Annotated in this window: 16 protein-coding genes, 1 rRNA gene and 1 riboswitch; of the genes, 8 read left to right on the plus strand and 9 right to left on the minus strand. The window is 46.5% G+C overall.

Translation table 11 applies throughout. The features are described from left to right. From KI655_RS17610 to KI655_RS17625, 4 genes are all read right to left on the minus strand, one after another. Nucleotides 1-81: ribosomal RNA gene (locus KI655_RS17610) — 16S ribosomal RNA — on the minus strand; the annotation flags it as partial. A 451-nt stretch (nt 82-532) separates the two neighbouring features. Then, nucleotides 533-1,060: a menaquinone-dependent protoporphyrinogen IX dehydrogenase gene (hemG, locus tag KI655_RS17615; RefSeq protein WP_032548604.1), complete on the minus strand. Its 528-nt coding sequence runs from the start codon at nt 1,058-1,060 to the stop codon at nt 533-535. Nucleotides 1,061-1,069: 9 nt separating this feature from the next. Then, nucleotides 1,070-2,527 carry a TrkH family potassium uptake protein gene (locus KI655_RS17620; RefSeq protein WP_032548605.1) on the minus strand — a complete coding sequence of 486 codons (1,458 nt, stop codon included), beginning with the start codon at nt 2,525-2,527 and terminating at the stop codon, nt 1,070-1,072. A 34-nt stretch (nt 2,528-2,561) separates the two neighbouring features. After that, a complete protein-coding gene (locus KI655_RS17625; protein ID WP_150870596.1) occupies nt 2,562-3,185 on the minus strand; it encodes a YigZ family protein in 624 nt (207 codons plus the stop codon). Between the two features lie 227 nt (nt 3,186-3,412). On the opposite strand from KI655_RS17625, the gene fadB reads away from it, so the two are divergent. From fadB to KI655_RS17640, 3 genes are all read left to right on the plus strand, one after another. Continuing rightward, nucleotides 3,413-5,584, plus strand: coding sequence for a fatty acid oxidation complex subunit alpha FadB (gene fadB, locus KI655_RS17630; protein WP_152467918.1), 2,172 nt, complete (start codon nt 3,413-3,415; stop codon nt 5,582-5,584). Nucleotides 5,585-5,610: 26 nt separating this feature from the next. Further along, on the plus strand, nt 5,611-6,774 hold the full coding sequence (gene fadA / locus KI655_RS17635; protein ID WP_285407558.1) for an acetyl-CoA C-acyltransferase FadA: 1,164 nt from the start codon (nt 5,611-5,613) through the stop codon (nt 6,772-6,774). A 231-nt stretch (nt 6,775-7,005) separates the two neighbouring features. Then, the gene (locus KI655_RS17640; RefSeq protein WP_285407559.1) at nt 7,006-7,986 is read left to right on the plus strand and encodes an MDR family oxidoreductase; all 981 of its coding nucleotides are present in this window, start codon (nt 7,006-7,008) and stop codon (nt 7,984-7,986) included. Between the two features lie 76 nt (nt 7,987-8,062). Here the strand turns inward: KI655_RS17640 and KI655_RS17645 are convergent, their stop codons facing one another. Beyond that, nucleotides 8,063-9,004, minus strand: coding sequence for a LysR family transcriptional regulator (locus KI655_RS17645; RefSeq protein ID WP_285407561.1), 942 nt, complete (start codon nt 9,002-9,004; stop codon nt 8,063-8,065). A gap of 169 nt (nt 9,005-9,173) precedes the next feature. Continuing rightward, nucleotides 9,174-9,359, minus strand: a complete 186-nt coding sequence (locus KI655_RS17650; RefSeq protein WP_285352655.1) for a hypothetical protein — start codon at nt 9,357-9,359, stop codon at nt 9,174-9,176. Between the two features lie 148 nt (nt 9,360-9,507). On the opposite strand from KI655_RS17650, the gene tusA reads away from it, so the two are divergent. Continuing rightward, a complete protein-coding gene (gene tusA / locus KI655_RS17655; protein WP_032548612.1) occupies nt 9,508-9,759 on the plus strand; it encodes a sulfurtransferase TusA in 252 nt (83 codons plus the stop codon). A gap of 51 nt (nt 9,760-9,810) precedes the next feature. Here the strand turns inward: tusA and KI655_RS17660 are convergent, their stop codons facing one another. Further along, nucleotides 9,811-10,068 (minus strand): hypothetical protein, encoded by a 258-nt coding sequence (locus tag KI655_RS17660; RefSeq protein ID WP_285407562.1) that lies wholly within the window; start codon nt 10,066-10,068, stop codon nt 9,811-9,813. A gap of 214 nt (nt 10,069-10,282) precedes the next feature. Then, entirely contained in the window at nt 10,283-10,837 is a 555-nt protein-coding gene (locus tag KI655_RS17665; protein WP_285407563.1) for a TMEM165/GDT1 family protein, read from the minus strand. Nucleotides 10,838-10,876: 39 nt separating this feature from the next. Further along, nucleotides 10,877-11,064, minus strand: a riboswitch (yybP-ykoY riboswitch). A gap of 209 nt (nt 11,065-11,273) precedes the next feature. Here KI655_RS17665 and glyQ point away from each other — a divergent pair. From glyQ to KI655_RS17685, 4 genes are all read left to right on the plus strand, one after another. Continuing rightward, a complete protein-coding gene (gene glyQ / locus KI655_RS17670; protein ID WP_032548614.1) occupies nt 11,274-12,194 on the plus strand; it encodes a glycine--tRNA ligase subunit alpha in 921 nt (306 codons plus the stop codon). Nucleotides 12,195-12,196: 2 nt separating this feature from the next. Next, nucleotides 12,197-14,263 carry a glycine--tRNA ligase subunit beta gene (gene glyS / locus KI655_RS17675; protein ID WP_285407564.1) on the plus strand — a complete coding sequence of 689 codons (2,067 nt, stop codon included), beginning with the start codon at nt 12,197-12,199 and terminating at the stop codon, nt 14,261-14,263. Between the two features lie 196 nt (nt 14,264-14,459). After that, nucleotides 14,460-16,547: an alpha-amylase gene (locus KI655_RS17680; RefSeq protein WP_285407566.1), complete on the plus strand. Its 2,088-nt coding sequence runs from the start codon at nt 14,460-14,462 to the stop codon at nt 16,545-16,547. Nucleotides 16,548-16,801: 254 nt separating this feature from the next. Further along, on the plus strand, nt 16,802-18,052 hold the full coding sequence (locus KI655_RS17685) for a valine--pyruvate transaminase (protein ID WP_285407568.1): 1,251 nt from the start codon (nt 16,802-16,804) through the stop codon (nt 18,050-18,052). Between the two features lie 105 nt (nt 18,053-18,157). On the opposite strand, the gene KI655_RS17690 is transcribed toward KI655_RS17685, so the two are convergent. Continuing rightward, nucleotides 18,158-18,592 carry an Hsp20 family protein gene (locus KI655_RS17690; RefSeq protein WP_285407569.1) on the minus strand — a complete coding sequence of 145 codons (435 nt, stop codon included), beginning with the start codon at nt 18,590-18,592 and terminating at the stop codon, nt 18,158-18,160. Between the last annotated feature and the right edge of the window lie 163 nt (nt 18,593-18,755).

Consider the following 18,755-nt stretch of genomic DNA (forward strand, 5'->3'; position numbering starts at 1 on the left):
GATAACTCGTTTCCGCTCGACTTGCATGTGTTAGGCCTGCCGCCAGCGTTCAATCTGAGCCATGATCAAACTCTTCAATTTAAGATTTTGTGACTCAATGAATACTGATTACATTACATAGTAATGTTGAATTGACTGTGCCGAATCTTACGATTCGAATTGGTCACTCAGTTCATTGAAATCAAGTTGAAACCGAAGTTTCATTTTTGATATTCATCAACGAGTGCCCACACAGATTGATAGGTTTAAATTGTTAAAGAGCTTTTCCTTTTTGAGCTTCGCTCAAATCGGACGGCCATTTTAGCGATTTAAGTTTTAGTGTCAACCACTTTTTTCAAAACTTTTTTCAAGCGCTTAGCTTGGCTAATTTGGCTTACTGATTCGTTCTGGTTTCTTGCGAAGCCATCCCGTGTCAGCGAGGTGGCATTATAGAGATTGCGATCACATTGGCAAGCCCTTTTTTAAGTTTTTTTGCTTTTTTTAATTGTTCGATTAAAAAGAAAACAAAACGCCTCAAAAGTAAGCTTTTCTCTTATAGATTCTTGAGTTTTTCAGTGAATAAAGAGACTTTTTGCCAGTTTGTGTACTCAACTTCTTTGCTGGTATCCGTTTCACCACCAGTCATCGTCATAATAAAGCGAATCATGGTTCTGTCGAAGAAGTTATATCTAGGGTAATAGAGAGCACCTGCGAAAACACCGATTAAAGAAGGTTGCCACGGTGACTTCTTAAGGAATGTCTTTATATACGCACTGCCTTCTGGCGTATCTTTACCTTGGTCTTCTTTACGAGCGGTTAGGTTCACGCAGAAGAACGCCACTTTATTCGATTGAAGTTGAGTAAGATTGCGCTCAATAAACTGGTACAGCTTTTTATTAAGATGACCATAACGAATAGAGGCACCAATCAGTACTTTGTCATACTGAGCGAAATCTACGTCGCCAACAGTGTGCAGATCGCGAATGTCGCAATCAAACTCCGCCATCTCCTCTTTTATATAGTTAAGAATCTTCTTGGTCTGCCCTTCTCGGCTTGAGTAAAGAAATAGTGCTTTTGCCACAATGGTTCCTTAGCTACGCCAGAACGTAGGCGTTAATAGAATTAATAGAGTGAAGATCTCTAAGCGCCCAAACAGCATAGAGACAATCAATACCCACTTTGCTTTATCATTAACATCACCAAAGTGGACTGCTACTTCTCCGAGGCCTGGACCCAGATTGTTCAATGTTGCCGCCACGGCAGAGAACGCACTCAGCTCATCCATACCCGTTGCAATCAGAGCCAACATACAAACCACGAACACCAGAGCATAAGCAGAGAAGAATCCCCATACCGCATCAACAACACGTTGAGGAAGTGCCGTACCGCCAACCTTGATGGTGTAAACCGCACGTGGGTGAACCAAACGCTTCATTTCACGAGCGCCTTGCAGAGTCAGCAATAGAATACGGATAACTTTCATACCGCCACCAGTCGAACCTGCACACCCGCCTATAAAAGAAGAGAATAAAAGCAGTACTGGCAAGAACAGTGGCCACTCTGAAAAGCCGGTTGTAGTAAAACCAGCCGTGGTTGAAATAGAGACCGTCTGGAATAGCGCTTGATCAAACGCATCATAATAAGAGTCGTAAGAGTGGTGATTCAGTAGTAATAAGAAGCAAACCAGAAACAACACCGCTTGGATAAAGATAAAGGCACGAAACTCAGGATCTTTCCAATAGTACTTAGGGTGAACCCCGCCCGATGCAAATGCTGCAAAGTGAAGAGAGTAGTTACACGCAGAGATAAGCAGGAACACAACCGTGATCATGTTAATCGCAGGGCTATTGAAATAGCCCATACTGGCATCATGCGTCGAGAAGCCACCGATAGCTATAGTAGAGAAACTGTGGCTAATGGCATCAAAGAAGCTCATTCCCGCTAGCCAAAACGCTACCGCACAAGCAATAGTTAAACTTAAATAGATATACCAGAGTGCTTTTGCTGTTTCTGCAATCCTCGGGGTCATCTTACTGTCTTTAACAGGACCTGGGATTTCCGCTCTATATAGCTGCATACCACCGATACCCAGTACCGGTAAGATCGCTACAGCGAGTACGATGATACCCATACCACCAAACCACTGCAGGAATTGACGATAAAAAAGAATCGCTTTAGGTAAGTCATCCAGTCCAACAATAACAGTAGCACCGGTTGTGGTGAGAGCCGAGAAAGACTCAAAGAAAGCATCAGTAACCGAAACGTTTGGGTTATCTGCTATTAAAAAAGGAAGTGCACCAGCACTGCCGATTACAGTCCAGAACAGAACAACAATAAGAAAGCCGTCTCTCGCCTTTAATTCATGCTTGTGGCGACGGTTTGGAAACCAGCAGGTAGCGCCACAAAAAAGTAAAACAAAGAAGGTCGTAACAAAAGGAACACCAGCACCATCTCGATAGATCAATGCCACCAGCGCGGGTGCAAGCATTGAGACACTAAAGAGTGCTAATAATAATCCGACGATTCGAATAATTGAGCGAAATTGCATGAGCTAATGAACGAAGCGAAAGGCTTCACACTTCCTAGTTATCTTTTACTTGAGTGACCAGTGCCTTGGCACCGCTTTTATTGATCATGGTTTGAGTGAAGGCTTCGACCTGAAGCAGCTCAATCTCTATGACCATTGTGACCTGAACGCCATAATCCGCTTCAACCTCTACCGCCTGATATTGCGACATGATTGATTGGGCGATCGGCATAAACCCATAGTCTAACTCTAGGCGCAATTTTGTGGTTATTTTTTTCTCGATAGTTTGAAGCAGCTTAAGCGCTTGTTGCACACCACCGCCGTACGCCTTTACTAATCCACCTGTACCGAGCTTAATTCCACCCGAATAACGAGTCACCACGGCCGTCAGTTCCCCCACTCCAGAGCCAGACAGTTGAGCCAATATTGGTTTACCCGCCGTTCCAGAAGGTTCACCGTCATCACTGAAGCCCCACTTCATCGAGTCTTCTGGTCGCCCAGCAACAAATCCCCAGCAATTGTGTCTTGCTGCGCTATGCTCTTGTTTTATCTGATCAACAAACTGCTTAGCCGCCTCGATACTCGGTGTATGAGCAAGGTGGGTAATGAAGACACTTTTCTTAATTTCTTCTTCAAAAACAGCCGAAGCAGCCGGGATTAAATATGGTTGGTCATTCATATCATTTACTTTAGCGATCAGGGCGGCAAAGTGTATCACGGGTGAATAATAAGGGTTAGCGGATCTGTGCTAACGCACAATGTTAAACAATTGTTTAAAAAATGTATTGAAATTAGCCAGTGGTGGGTACAGACTAAAGAAACTGGTCTTACCAGGTATTCTATACTTAAAGAAAGATAACAAAATTCTCTCAAACAATCGTCGATTGTATGTCATGGAGATAGACAATGATTTACCAAGCTAACACCCTACAGGTAAAGGAATTACAAGATGGTATAGCCGAACTTAGCTTTTGTGCTCCAGCCTCTGTAAATAAGCTCGACCTTGCTACATTAGAATCACTCGACAAAGCACTTGATGCTTTAAATGACCACGCTGGACTGCGCGGCTTGATCTTAACTTCAAACAAAGATGCCTTCATCGTAGGTGCAGACATCACGGAGTTTTTGGGCCTATTCGCGAAACCAGAAGCGGAACTAGAAGAGTGGCTGATTTTTGCGAACTCTATTTTTAGCAAGCTAGAAGACCTACCTGTTCCTACCCTTTCAATGATGCGCGGCCATGCACTTGGCGGCGGTTGTGAGTGCGTACTAGCCACTGACTTCCGTATTGGTGACAAGACCACCAGCATCGGCTTACCAGAAACCAAATTAGGCATCATGCCTGGCTTTGGTGGTTGTGTACGTCTGCCACGTGTTATTGGTGCTGACAGCGCAATGGAAATCATCACGCAAGGCAAAGCATGCCGAGCAGATGAAGCACTGAAAGTTGGGTTGTTAGATGCGATTGTTGAAACCGACCAACTACTTGAATCGGCAATTAATACAGTATCTCTGGCCGCGAGCGAGAAGCTAGACTGGGTTGCTCGCCGCAAACAGAAAACCTCTGCGTTATCACTCAGCAAGCTAGAGGCAATGATGAGCTTTACTATGGCGAAAGGTCTAGTAGCTCAGAAAGCAGGTCCTCACTACCCAGCACCGATCACATCTGTTGTCGCGATTGAAGAAGCTGCTCGTTGCGATCGTGATGCTGCATTGGATATCGAGCGTAAACACTTCATTAAACTGGCGAAGTCTGAAGAAGCGAAAGCACTGGTTGGCCTATTCCTTAACGACCAATACATCAAAGGCATCGCGAAGAAAGCTGGCAAGTCAGCGAATAAAGCGACAGAGCGTGCTGCTGTATTAGGTGCAGGCATCATGGGTGGTGGTATTGCCTACCAATCTGCGCTGAAAGGCGTGCCTGTGATGATGAAAGATATTGCTCAAGCATCGCTAGATCTAGGCATGAACGAAGCATCTAAGCTTCTTAATAAACGTCTGTCTCGTGGCCGCATCGATGGCTTCAAGATGGCAGGTATTCTCTCTTCTATTACTCCTAGCCTTCACTACGCAGGTATCGAGCAATCAGATGTGATTGTTGAAGCGGTAGTAGAAAACCCGAAAATTAAAGCAGCCGTGTTGAGTGAAGTGGAGCAGCAGGTTAGTCCTGATACCGTGATTACCTCTAACACGTCGACGATTCCAATCAATCTACTGGCAAAATCTCTACAACGCCCAGAAAACTTCTGTGGTATGCACTTCTTTAACCCAGTACACCGCATGCCTTTGGTAGAGATCATCCGTGGTGAACACACTTCAGATGAAACCATCAATCGCGTTGTCGCTTACGCGGCGAAAATGGGTAAATCACCAATTGTCGTTAACGACTGCCCAGGCTTCTTCGTTAACCGTGTTCTTTTCCCATACTTTGGCGGCTTTAGCATGTTGCTTCGCGACGGTGCTGACTTCACCAAAATCGACAAAATCATGGAGCGTAAGTTTGGTTGGCCTATGGGTCCTGCTTACCTACTGGATGTGGTTGGTCTTGATACTGCGCATCACGCTCAAGATGTGATGGCACAAGGCTTCCCAGAGCGAATGGGTAAAGAAGGCCGTGACGCGATCGACGCGCTATTTGAAGCGAACAAGTTTGGTCAGAAAAATGGCAGCGGCTTCTACAGCTACAGCGTCGACAAGCGTGGTCGTCCGAAGAAAGCCTTCTCAGAAGATATCCTTCCTATCTTGGCAGACGTATGCCAAGCACCACAGGAATTTGATGAAGAGACCATTATCCAGCGTGTGATGATTCCAATGATCAACGAAGTGGTACTGTGTCTTGAAGAAGGCATCATTGCTTCACCACAAGAAGCTGATATGGCTCTGGTTTACGGACTTGGCTTCCCTCCATTCAGAGGCGGCGTTTTCCGTTACCTAGACAGTGTGGGCATCGCGAATTTTGTTGAGACAGCGAAAGGCTACCAAGACCTTGGCGCAATGTACCAAGTACCTCAACTATTGCTTGATATGGCAGAGAAAGGCGAAAGCTTTTACGACGCTCAACAAGCTAGCTCTCTATAACCCACATTTGGAAAAGGAATTACAAAATGAAGAACGTAGTTGTTGTTGATTGCCTTCGCACCCCAATGGGCCGTTCCAAAGGTGGCGCTTTCCGTCATACACGTGCAGAAGACCTTTCTGCACACCTGATGAAAGGCATTCTTGAGCGTAACCCACAAGTTAACCCGAGTGAGATTGAAGATATCTACTGGGGCTGTGTCCAACAGACACTTGAGCAGGGCTTTAACGTGGCACGTAATGCTGCGCTACTTGCTGGCCTACCGATTGAAATTGGTGCTGTAACCGTTAACCGATTATGTGGTTCATCTATGCAGGCTCTGCATGATGCAACACGCTCAATTATGGTTGGCGATGCCGATATCTGTCTGATTGGTGGTGTTGAGCATATGGGTCATGTTCCTATGACGCATGGAGTGGACTTCCACCCTGGCATGTCAAAGAACGTAGCAAAAGCCGCGGGTATGATGGGTCTAACGGCAGAGATGCTTGGTAAGCTGCACGGCATCAGTCGTGAAGACCAAGATGCTTTCGCTGCCCGCTCTCACGCTCGTGCACACGCTGCAACGGTTGAAGGTCGCTTTAAAAACGAGATCTTACCAACTGAAGGTCACGCGGCAGACGGCTCACTGTTCACACTGGATCATGATGAAGTGATTCGCCCAGAGACTACAGTTGAAGGCCTATCTGAGCTTCGCCCAGTATTCGATCCAGCTAACGGTACCGTAACCGCCGGTACATCATCAGCGCTGTCAGATGGTGCATCTGCGATGCTGATCATGAGCGAAGATAAAGCTAACGAGCTTGGTTTGACGATTCGTGCTCGTGTTAAGTCAATGGCAATTGCAGGCTGTGACCCATCAATCATGGGCTATGGACCGGTTCCAGCGACTAAGAAAGCACTGAAGCGTGCGGGCCTATCGATTGAAGATATGGGCGTCATTGAGCTTAACGAAGCCTTTGCAGCGCAATCTCTGCCATGTGCTAAAGACCTAGGTCTTCTGGATATGGTCGACGAGAAAGTAAACCTCAATGGTGGTGCAATCGCACTTGGTCACCCGCTGGGTTGTTCAGGTTCGCGTATCTCAACCACCTTGATTAACCTAATGGAAGCGAAGGACGTGAAGTACGGCCTAGCAACCATGTGTATTGGTTTGGGCCAAGGTATCGCAACGGTATTTGAACGCCCTTAATCTAGAGTAACTCTAAGTTAAGAGACCAATTAATTGTCGTTAGTAGGGTAACGATAAAAATGCAGCCTTAGTCTCTAGGGCTGCATTTTTTTATCTGCCGACTTACCGATATCACAAAACTGGAACTATGCATTTGATGCATAGATTCAATGTTGACGTTTCATTATTTTTTCTTCAATTATTCAACTACAGTTATCTCAGTTTCCTAATATTCCTCCAGTGGAGAGCACCATGTTTAAAGCACTTGTACTAAACCAAGAAGACAAAAAAACGATTGCTAGCGTTTCTCAAATTGACGAGTCACAACTTCCAGAAGGCAACGTTAAGATTGATGTGAACTACTCATCTTTAAACTACAAAGATGGTCTAGCGATCACTGGTAAAGGGCGCATTGTTCGTAACTTCCCTATGGTACCGGGTATCGACCTTTCAGGTGTGGTTTCTCAATCAGACGACCCTCGTTACAAAGCGGGCGACGAAGTGGTACTGACTGGTTGGGGTGTTGGTGAAGGTCACTGGGGTGGCATGGCTGAAAAGGCGAGCCTAAACGGTGACTGGTTGGTACCAATGCCAAAAAGCCTAGACGCTAAAAAAGTAATGGCGATTGGTACTGCAGGCTTCACAGCAATGTTATGTGTTCAAGCTATCGTTGATGCAGGTGTTAAGCCAGAAGACGGCGAGATTCTAGTAACGGGTTCAAGCGGTGGTGTAGGCAGTGTGTCTATCACTCTACTTAACCAACTGGGCTACAAAGTAGCAGCAGTAACAGGCCGTGCATCTGAGAACGGTGAGCTACTTAAATCTCTAGGCGCATCGCGCATTGTTGAGCGTGCAGAGCTAGAAGAGCCAGCAAAACCACTAGAGAAACAGCTGTGGGCTGGTGCTATCGATACGGTAGGCAGCAAAGTTCTAGCAAAAGTACTGGCACAGATCGATTACAACGGCGTTGTAGCGGCATGTGGCCTAGCGGGTGGCTTCGATCTACCAACAACGGTAATGCCATTCATCCTACGTAACGTGCGTCTACAGGGTGTAGATTCAGTAATGTGTCCACGTGAGAAACGTATCAAGGCATGGGAACAGTTAGCTGAACTACTTCCAGAGTCGTTCTACCAACAAGCAACTAAAGAAGTGGCACTGGATGATGCGATCCAAGCTGCTGAAGACATTACTAACGGCCAAATCACTGGTCGTGTTGTCATCAAGCTATAGCTTTAAACACTCGAAGCTATAGAGCTTCAAGCAATAAATACAAGGGGCTGAGTTTACTCAGCCCTTTTTCATTCCGTTAACCCAGCCCGACATCGGCAATCCGCTTTTGAATTAACTCACCACACTCCTCTTTCACCACTCGTCTCAGCCATTGTTGAGAAGCTGACGAATCACAACGCGAATGCCAAATCAGTGAATAATCAAACGGGATAAACTCGAATGGTAGTGGCTTAACAACGAGGTCGTAGCGCTCTGCCACTAAATACGCGAGGTCGGCAGGCACTGTGATCACAAGAGGCATTCTATCGACGATCGCTAAAGCCGCCTCCAAATGATAGGCCCGCAGCACCATCCTTCTTGGCGGTTGATTAGCTAATGCATTATCAAGCAAGGCTTTTACGCCATCACTGATAGCAATCATCGCATGAGGCAGTGATACATAATCATTGAGGCTTAACGCGCTATCAGCCAGAGGGTGATTTTTAGAAAGCAGGCACGATACCCCAACAGGACCTAATACTTGCTGATGCAAGGGGGCGACAGGACCTGTTGGTCGGCATATCGCCATATCAACGCGCTCGGTACTCAGCTGTTTAAATAGGTTTTCATGTTGAAGCGGTGCAAACTCTAGCGAGATGTTTGGTGCTTGCTCATAAATCTTAGGCAACGCATACGGAAGGATGGTTTGCATCGCGTAATCTGTAGTCGCGATCAGGAAACGTTCCGTGCAGTAGTATGGGTCAAAGTCACTTGGACTTAACAGCTGACGAAATGACTCCAACGGCTGATCAATGCGCTGGCTGATTTCGAGTGCTCTTTTGGTCGGAAGTAGACGCTGCCCTTGACGAGTAAAGAGGGGATCGTTAAGGAGTTCACGAAGTCGCCCCAACACTCGACTGGTTGCAGACTGACTAAGATTCAAACGCAAAGCGGCTTGGCTAACGCTGCCCTCTTCAATTAATACCTTAAGAGCAACCAACAGATTTAAATCTCGACGATAAATGTCTTCTAATTCCACACGCTTACCTAGCTGAATACAATGATCATTGTTCACTAACTTGTTTATAGCATGCTTTAGATAAAAAAAATCCCGCAATTACGCGGGGAAGCCCAAGAAAATTTGGGGATAGTGTCGGAATGTGTCGTATCGGAAAAACGTTTTGTACTTAGGTTAGATATCTTGCGATTTAATGTTCCTGCTCTTCTGGCAAGCCACGCCAGCGTCGCATTTCAACCCAAATACCAATAATTGTTGCTGCTATGCCAATGATTGGCATTAACGAGGCCTCTGCTGGTGTGCGTAACACTAACGCGCAAAAAGAAATAAAGCAGAGAACCGAATATATGGTTAATCTATCAAGTGCTGTCAACATCGCCACTCCTTAGCTAGTTGTCATTTGCTAAAGTTGTTACCAACTTGTTAAATAATTTATAGTAAATAATTCTGTTTGCCAAGCACTTATTGCATATTTTTTCTGCAGACGTATTATTCCCCTCGTTATACAGAAAGAGACACCTATCATGACATTCAATCCTGAACTGGCCACACACACTTTAGAAGCACAAGGGCTACGCTGCCCAGAACCGGTAATGATGGTCAGGAAGACAATTCGAAACATGCAGGATGGCGATGTATTACTGGTAACGGCAGACGATCCATCGACCACACGCGACATCCCGAGTTTCTGTCGATTTATGGATCACCAGTTGGTCGGTCAAAACACCGACTCGGTGCCTTATCAGTATCTGATCAAAAAGGGTCTAGAGGCCTAATCGGACGATAATATCCAGATGTAAAAAAGCCGCTCAGTGAGCGGCTTTTTGCTATTCGTTATTTTGGCTGCGGTGCTGCAGATTATCGAGTTGGTTCTGAATTGAGCGCAGCTCCTTACGCATAGGGATGATGTGGGCGACCCGAATCCAAGCCTCAACAGCCAGTCCGGTCATGATCATGGCACCTGCCACCATTGGCAGCCACATGTCCGTCAATACCATCCCCAATAGAGTTAATGCTAAGCCAAAGGTAAATAGGTAGCTCTGACTTTGTGGAGTGATTCCCGTATAACGCGTCAACATAATCATGCCCTCGTGTTCTCAACTCACAACATTAAAATATCATGACAAGTGTGACAGTGATATGTCAGTCGACGCAACTCACAGCACCTCTCTGTAAGAGTTTGAGCTGCTACACATAATGCAGATCGCACCTAAAAAGTTGGCACATTTATAATTATAGATTGATAGATATAGCGATAGATTCCCCCGTTAAACCGAGGGATCTATCAGCGAAAAATCATCAATAGATTGCCGCCGCGACAGCTAAGCCAACAAACAGCAGCGCAGTGATCTTACGAATCAGCGCCAGTGGCATCTTATCGGCGGACAATTTGCCGATCACCACCACAGGTACATTCGCGAGCAACATACCAATCGTTGTACCCAAGATAACCCACAGCAGCGCATCAGCATACTGAGCCCCCAGGATAGAAGTGGCTATCTGAGTCTTATCCCCAATTTCTGCAATGAAGAACGCGATGAAGCTTGCGACAAACGGACCACGGTTGGAGATCTCCTCATCGTCATCAAGCTTATCTGGGATTAGAATCCAACCCGCCATCGCCAAAAAGCTCACCACCACAACCCATTTGAGGACTTCTGGCGATAAGTAATCGGATACAACAACACCTAACCAAGCCGCTAGGGCATGATTGGCAATAGTGGCAAAGAAGATTGCAGCAATAATCGGTATCGGCTTGCGATAACGGCTGGCTAACAGAAGAGAGAGTAACTGTGTCTTATCACCGATCTCGGCCAAGGCAACAGTTGTAATAGAGATTGCTAAAACGCTCACGACATGCTCATTTGGGGCGGGATTATTATTTTAACCGTAGACAAACCTCGCGCCCCACCCCGGTTCACGATGTTTGTCTAAGGTCTTGCTAAACGATGTCGACTTATGTGTTGTTGTGGTCGATTGTCGTCTCGAACGCCATGATGATTTTGCATCAATTATGTTGACGAACGAACCTATTATCCCAGTGTTGATAAATAGGTAAGCTACTCCCCAAAGACGGCGTGATTTTAGCGAGCCCCCTCCTCTAAAACAAGCTGAAAAGTGACTAAAAATTCCCGTTAAGTCGAAAAAAGAAGATTAAAGGGTAAAAAATCCATTAAAAGGGATTTAAGGCTATTAATTAAACAAGATTAACGCTACTCGCTGGGCAAATATCTGGGTATACTTGATTGTTATTTTTCAAATCATTTATAAGAATCGCGCGAACCTGACTATGCAAAAATTCGATATCAAAACCTTCCAGGGAATGATCCTCGCGCTGCAGGATTACTGGGCACAAAACGGTTGTACTATTGTTCAACCTCTAGATATGGAAGTAGGTGCTGGCACCTCTCACCCAATGACATGTCTACGTGCACTTGGCCCAGAGCCAATGTCTACGGCATACGTTCAACCTTCACGTCGTCCGACCGATGGTCGCTACGGTGAAAACCCGAACCGTCTGCAGCACTACTATCAGTTCCAAGTAGCTCTAAAACCATCTCCAGATAACATTCAGGAGTTGTACCTAGGCTCACTTGAAGTTCTTGGTATCGACCCGCTAGTACACGACATTCGTTTCGTAGAAGACAACTGGGAAAACCCAACGCTAGGCGCATGGGGGCTTGGTTGGGAAGTATGGCTAAACGGTATGGAAGTAACTCAGTTTACTTACTTCCAGCAAGTTGGTGGCCTTGAGTGTAAGCCTGTTACTGGTGAGATCACTTACGGTATCGAACGTCTAGCTATGTACATCCAAGAAGTAGACTCTGTTTACGACCTAGTGTGGAACATCGCACCAGACGGCAGCAAAGTAACTTACGGTGATATCTTCCACCAAAACGAGGTTGAGCAATCAACGTACAACTTCGAGCACGCTGACGTCGATTTCCTATTCACTTTCTTCGACCAGTGCGAGAAAGAGTGTAAAGAGCTACTTGAGTTAGAGAAGCCACTTCCGCTTCCAGCTTACGAGCGCATTCTAAAAGCTGGCCACGCATTCAACATCCTTGATGCGCGTAAAGCTATCTCAGTAACAGAGCGCCAACGTTACATCCTTCGTATCCGCAACCTGACTAAATCAGTTGCAGAAGCATACTACGCATCGCGTGAAGCACTTGGCTTCCCAATGTGCAAGAAGGACGAGGAGAAGTAATCATGGCTAAAGAATTTCTAATTGAACTGGGTACTGAAGAGCTACCACCAACACAGCTTCGTACTCTAGCAGAAGCGTTCGCAGCAAACTTCGAAGCAGAGCTAAAGGGCGCGAGCCTGGCTCACGAAGGTGTGAAATGGTACGCAGCACCTCGTCGTCTTGCTCTTAAAGTCGCAGCACTGGCTGAAGGCCAAGAAGACAAAATCGTTGAAAAACGTGGCCCTGCGGTTTCTGTCGCATTCGATGCTGACGGCAACGCGACTAAAGCAGCTCAAGGCTGGGCTCGTGGTAACGGCATCACGGTTGAACAAGCTGACCGTCTAGTAACAGACAAAGGCGAATGGCTTCTTTTCAAACAAGAAGTAAAAGGCCAAGCAACGTCTGAAATCGTTGTTGACCTAGCAGCAAAAGCACTAGGTAACCTACCAATCGCGAAGCCAATGCGTTGGGGCAACAAGACAACTCAGTTCATTCGTCCAGTTAAAACACTAACTATGCTGATGGGTTCTGACCTTATCGAAGGCGAAATCCTAGGCGTAGCATCTGACCGCACTATCCGTGGTCACCGCTTCATGGGTGAGCAAGAGTTCACTATCGATTCTGCAGAGCAATACCCAGCGATCCTAGAAGAGCGCGGTAAAGTAATGGCAGATTACGAAGCGCGTAAAGCGATCATCCTTGCTGATTCGCAAAAAGCAGCAGCAGCGGTTGGTGGTACAGCTGATCTAGAAGATGACCTAGTAGAAGAAGTAACGTCTCTGGTTGAGTGGCCAGTCGTTCTTACTGCGAAGTTTGAAGAAGAGTTCCTAAAAGTACCTTCTGAAGCATTGGTTTACACCATGAAGGGTGACCAAAAATACTTCCCTGTTTACGATGACAACAAGAAGCTACTTCCTAACTTTATCTTCGTATCGAACATCGAGTCTAAAGAGCCTCGCCACGTTATCGAAGGTAACGAGAAGGTTGTACGCCCACGTCTTGCGGATGCTGAGTTCTTCTTCAACACTGACCGTAAGCGTCCTCTGATCGACCGTCTACCTGAGCTAGAGCAAGCTATCTTCCAGAAGCAGCTTGGTACTATCAAAGACAAGACAGACCGCATCACAGAGCTTGCTGGCTACATCGCTGAGCAGATCGATGCTGACGTTGAGAAATCTAAGCGCGCAGGTCTACTAGCGAAATGTGACCTAATGACATCTATGGTATTCGAGTTCACGGATACTCAGGGTGTTATGGGCATGCACTACGCAACTCACGATGGTGAAGACGAGCAAGTTGCACTAGCACTTTACGAGCAGTACATGCCTCGTTTCGCAGGTGATGACCTACCAAGCACTGGTATCTCTTCTGCAGTAGCAATGGCAGACAAGCTAGACACTATCGTAGGTATCTTCGGTATTGGCCAAGCTCCAAAAGGTTCTGACCCATTCGCTCTACGTCGTGCATCACTTGGTGTGCTACGTATTATCGTTGAAAACGGCTACAACCTAGACCTAACTGATCTGATCGCAAAAGCGAAAGAACTACTAGGCGATAAGCTAACCAACGACAACGTAGAAGCTGACGTTATCGACTTCATGCTAGGTCGTTTCCGCGCATGGTACCAAGATGCTGGCTTCAGCGTGGATATCATCCAAGCGGTACTAGCACGTCGTCCAACTAAGCCAACTGACTTTGACCAACGTGTTAAAGCGGTTTCTCACTTCCGTGAACTAGAAGCGGCAGAAGCACTAGCAGCAGCGAACAAACGTGTTGGTAACATCCTTGCGAAATTCGATGGTGAGCTAGCAGCAGATATCGATCTAGCCCTTCTTCAAGAAGATGCAGAGAAAGCACTGGCTGAAAACGTTGCTGTAATGACAGAAGCACTAGAGCCAGCATTTGCGACAGGTAACTACCAAGAAGCACTAAGCAAGCTTGCTGACCTACGTGAGCCTGTTGATGCGTTCTTTGATCATGTAATGGTTATGGCTGATGACGAAGCTCTGAAGAAGAACCGTCTAACGCTACTGAATAACCTACGTAACCTGTTCCTACAGATTGCTGATATCTCGGTCCTTCAAAAGTAAGGTTCTTCAAAGATAAGCTTATAAACAGCTGAAATACGGTATTAAGCCTAACAAAGGGAAGCGCACGCTTCCCTTTTTGTTTTTGTGAACTTGGTATTTATTTGTAGAGGTAATAGCCACTACTCGATTGTATTAGTCCTCAGAATGTAGATCCCAACCTTTGATATAACGGGAGTCTTATTCGGGGAAGGATACAATGAAGAAGACCAGTCTCGCGCTCTCAATTCTTGCACTCAGCGCATGCAGCCAAACCAGCGACAATCCACTCCTGTTGACCATTGACGATCAGGCTCTGACCTTTCAATCAACGGGACAAGGTACATTGATTGCCGAGCGCGAGCTCAGCAAAGGCACGCACACCTTTTCTATGAGCGATGCTGCCCAAACCTGTGGCACAAGTTACGCCTTGGCCGAAGAGAGCCGAGTGAAATTTAATAAGCCTCTGCGCGTAGACGACTGCGCAGAAGAGTCGCAAATTGATATCAAGGTATTCAGAGCCAACACCTACCAATTTACCCTCAATCCACAATCTAATGAGTTGACGGTTAAGGTAAAACCTAAGCAGAAGAAGGTGCAGAGTTTTGCATGCCCTATTCCAAGTGACCAACCCACCACCATAAATGTGGCTCAAACCTTTGATGATGGTACCTTGGTCAGAGATGCGCTTTCCGGTAATCAAACCACGGTAACGAACGGCAGCGTTACCATGAAGCCAGCAGATAATAGCCAAGGCATTCTCCTACTCGAAAAAGTCGAAGCCGAGACCAAAGCGGAATTTAGTTGGGACAACGCCACGGTTTACTTCGTGATGACCGACCGCTTCCATAACGGAAATCCAGACAACGATAATAGCTATGGACGCAGCAAAGATGGACAAGATGAGATCGGTACCTTTCATGGTGGTGACTTAGCCGGTCTAACCGAAAAGCTCGACTACATTGAATCGCTAGGTGCTAATGCTATCTGGATCACCTCGCCACTGGAGCAAATCCACGGCTGGGTTGGCGGTGGTGACAGAGGTGACTTCAAACACTACGCCTACCATGGTTACTACCATCAAGACTGGACCAAGCTTGATGACAACATGGGCACAGAAGACGAGCTGCGTACCTTCATCGATACTGCACACAGCAAAGGCATCCGCGTGATTTGGGATGTGGTGATGAACCACACCGGTTACGCCACCCTAGCTGATATGCAAGAGTTCGACTTCGGAAAACTCAATCTCAGCGACCAAGAAGCCAAACAAACGCTAGGAGAAAACTGGACAGATTGGCAACCCGCCGAAGGCCAAAACTGGCACTACTTTAATAACTACATCTCTTACAGCGACCAAGAAGCATGGGAAAAATGGTGGGGCAAAGCATGGCTACGCAGCGATATTGGCGCCTATGATTCGCCGGGCTACAACAACCTGACCATGTCTTTGGCGCACCTACCGGATTTGAAAACAGAATCGACAGAAACCACGGGGCTACCCAACTTCTATCGCAAAAAATCCACCAGCGCCACCAATGAACTAATGACACCTCGTGACCACTTAATCACCTGGCTATCTGATTGGGTCCGTGAATACGGTGTCGATGGCTTTAGAGTCGATACCGCCAAACACGTTGAGCTCGACGCATGGGCAGAACTAAAACAGAGCACCACACAAGCACTGGCTGAGTGGAAGCAAAACAACCCAGACAAAGCCCTGGATGACCTACCATTTTGGATGACGGGCGAAGTGTGGGCGCATAGCGTGGTGAAATCCGACTATTTTGCTAACGGGTTTGATTCGATCATCAACTTTGAATTCCAGAGCGACATTGCACCGAAAGCGCTCAAGTGTCTGTCTGATCTCGATGCCGATTACCTTCGCTATGCAGAGAAGATCAACAGTGACAGCGAGTTCAACGTACTGAGTTACCTATCGTCTCACGATACCTCGTTATTCTGGACACAACACGGCACTGACTTTGCCAAGCAAACCAAAGCGGCCAATGCATTAATGCTTGCTCCGGGCGCTGTTCAGATCTATTACGGTGATGAAATCGCACGCGACTTCGGCCCAACCGGCTCCGACCCAATGCAGGGCACACGTTCTGCGATGCCTTGGGACCAAATCAATGGGGAGCGTGCAGAGCTACTTGAGCATTGGCAGGCACTCGGTCAATTCCGTCAGCGTCACCCAGCAGTTGCACAAGGCAAACATATCCTGCGTAACAGCGAGGGCTACTATGCCTTCGAGCGCCAATATCAAGATGACAAGGTGCTCGTGGTTTATACCGGCTCGAAATAAATCACGCTGGAAATAAATCTTAAAAACAAAAGGAGAAGCACAGGCTTCTCCTTTTTTGATCCTAAAAACCGGATTCAATAAGCAAACGGTTACTCATAATTCAAACTTTATAGAAGTTTTTTACGTGTTAGAGCATTTGGCGCTATGCGTCGCAAAAACATTACGGTATGTTCAAGGAATACACTGATGGCAGACATAAGGTCTGTCTTAATGACACATAACAAGCAATCACAATGAATTAGGTAAAGTAAGTAATGCAATTCTCTCAATTTGGTGAAAAATTTAATCAGTACTCAGGTATTACGCAGTTAATGGATGATTTGAATGATGGTCTACGCACTCCAGGTGCCATCATGCTCGGTGGTGGTAACCCAGCAGCCATTCCTGCCATGCTCGACTACTTTCACCAAGCCAGTGGAGAACTCCTCGCCAGTGGGGCCCTGATCAACGCCCTCGCTAACTATGATGGACCGCAGGGCAAAGATGTTTTCGTGAAAGCGTTAGCCGCTCTACTTAAAGAGACCTATGGCTGGAACATCAGCGAAAAGAACATCAGCCTTACCAATGGCAGCCAAAGCGGCTTCTTCTACCTATTCAACCTGCTTGCGGGTAAGCAGCAAGACGGCTCACACAAGAAAATCCTGCTGCCATTGGCGCCGGAGTACATCGGTTACGGCGATGCCGGAATAGATGAAAACATCTTTATCTCTTACCACCCAGAGATCGAGATGCTCGACAATCGCATGTTCAAATACCACGTCGACTTTGAAGAGCTTAAGGTCGATGAATCGGTCGCGGCGATCTGTGCCTCGCGTCCAACCAACCCAACCGGCAACGTACTGACCGATGAAGAGATCCGCAAGCTGGATAAGTTGGCTCGTGACAACAACATCCCTCTGATCATTGATAATGCCTACGGCTTGCCGTTTCCAAACATCATCTTTGAAGATGTTGAACCCTTCTGGAATGAAAATACGATTCTGTGCATGAGCCTGTCAAAGCTTGGCTTACCGGGTGTGCGTTGCGGTATCGTGATTGCGAGCGAAGAAGTAACGCAGGCGATGACCAATATGAATGGCATCATCAGCCTAGCACCGGGCAGTATTGGTCCAGCACTGGCGCATCATATGATTGAGAAGGGTGATTTGCTTGATCTAAGCGAGAACACCATTAAGCCGTTCTACCAGCAGAAGTCCCAACGTGCGGTTAAGTTACTGCAGCAAACCATTACCGACTCTCGCTTCCGCATTCATAAGCCAGAGGGCGCTATCTTCTTGTGGCTGTGGTTTGATGAACTGCCGATCACGACCATGGAATTATACAAGCGCTTGAAAGCACGTGGCGTATTGATTGTCCCGGGTGAATACTTCTTTATAGGTCAAGAAGACGAGTGGGATCATGCCCATCAGTGCCTACGTATGAACTATGTGCAAGACGATGAGATGATGCAAAAAGGCATTAAGATTATCGCTGAAGAAGTGGAAAAGGCTTACAGCGAGCAGTAATCAAAGCTTTTAGCTTACCGTAGCCCAAATACAAAAAGAGCACCTGATTGGGTGCTCTTTCACACTTATTTCCCGATGTTTTTAGCTCTTGCGAGCTAATAGTAATTAGCCTTCGATTAGACCATTACCATTAATAGCAATCTTACGTGGTTGCATCGCTTCTGGGATTTCGCGTTCTAGGTCGATGTGCAGTAGACCGTTTTCCATGCTCGCACCTACTACTTTTACGTAGTCAGCCAGTTGGAATTTACGCTCGAAATCACGCTCTGCGATACCTTGGTACACATAGGTTTTTTCTGCTTCTGGTTTACGCTCACCTTTAACAATTAGCATGTTCTCTTTTTGAGTTAGGTCTAATTGGTCATCAGCAAAACCTGCAACTGCCATAGTAATACGGTAGTTGTTCTCGTCTTTTTGCTCGATGTTGTATGGAGGGTAACCGCCAGAAGAGTTCTTCGATGTGTTCGCTTCCATCATGTTGAATAGACGATCGAAGCCAATTGCGTTGCGGTATAGTGGAGTGAAATCTACAGTTCTCATAATGCTATCCTTTTAGTAAGCAATAGTCTTAGTCGTGAGTTTACGCGGATCGATAGTGTGTTCGATCGTTGCCGACTAAGGGATTTATCCGCTACTCCTCGGGTTCTCATAACGCTGGGACGTAGTAATAAATCAGTTCAATTGTGTGCCTTCAAGGTTATCC

This window comes from Vibrio sp. D404a, assembly GCF_030248535.1.
GTDB lineage: Bacteria > Pseudomonadota > Gammaproteobacteria > Enterobacterales > Vibrionaceae > Vibrio.

Coding starts and splice junctions, on each gene's coding strand:
- KI655_RS17620 (WP_032548605.1), bottom strand. CDS start 2,527: ATGCAATTTCGCTCAATTATTCGAATCGTCGGATTATTATTAGCACTC.
- KI655_RS17625 (WP_150870596.1), bottom strand. CDS start 3,185: ATGAATGACCAACCATATTTAATCCCGGCTGCTTCGGCTGTTTTTGAA.
- fadB (WP_152467918.1), top strand. CDS start 3,413: ATGATTTACCAAGCTAACACCCTACAGGTAAAGGAATTACAAGATGGT.
- fadA (WP_285407558.1), top strand. CDS start 5,611: ATGAAGAACGTAGTTGTTGTTGATTGCCTTCGCACCCCAATGGGCCGT.
- KI655_RS17640 (WP_285407559.1), top strand. CDS start 7,006: ATGTTTAAAGCACTTGTACTAAACCAAGAAGACAAAAAAACGATTGCT.
- KI655_RS17650 (WP_285352655.1), bottom strand. CDS start 9,359: ATGTTGACAGCACTTGATAGATTAACCATATATTCGGTTCTCTGCTTT.
- tusA (WP_032548612.1), top strand. CDS start 9,508: ATGACATTCAATCCTGAACTGGCCACACACACTTTAGAAGCACAAGGG.
- KI655_RS17660 (WP_285407562.1), bottom strand. CDS start 10,068: ATGATTATGTTGACGCGTTATACGGGAATCACTCCACAAAGTCAGAGC.
- glyQ (WP_032548614.1), top strand. CDS start 11,274: ATGCAAAAATTCGATATCAAAACCTTCCAGGGAATGATCCTCGCGCTG.
- glyS (WP_285407564.1), top strand. CDS start 12,197: ATGGCTAAAGAATTTCTAATTGAACTGGGTACTGAAGAGCTACCACCA.
- KI655_RS17680 (WP_285407566.1), top strand. CDS start 14,460: ATGAAGAAGACCAGTCTCGCGCTCTCAATTCTTGCACTCAGCGCATGC.
- KI655_RS17685 (WP_285407568.1), top strand. CDS start 16,802: ATGCAATTCTCTCAATTTGGTGAAAAATTTAATCAGTACTCAGGTATT.
- KI655_RS17690 (WP_285407569.1), bottom strand. CDS start 18,592: ATGAGAACTGTAGATTTCACTCCACTATACCGCAACGCAATTGGCTTC.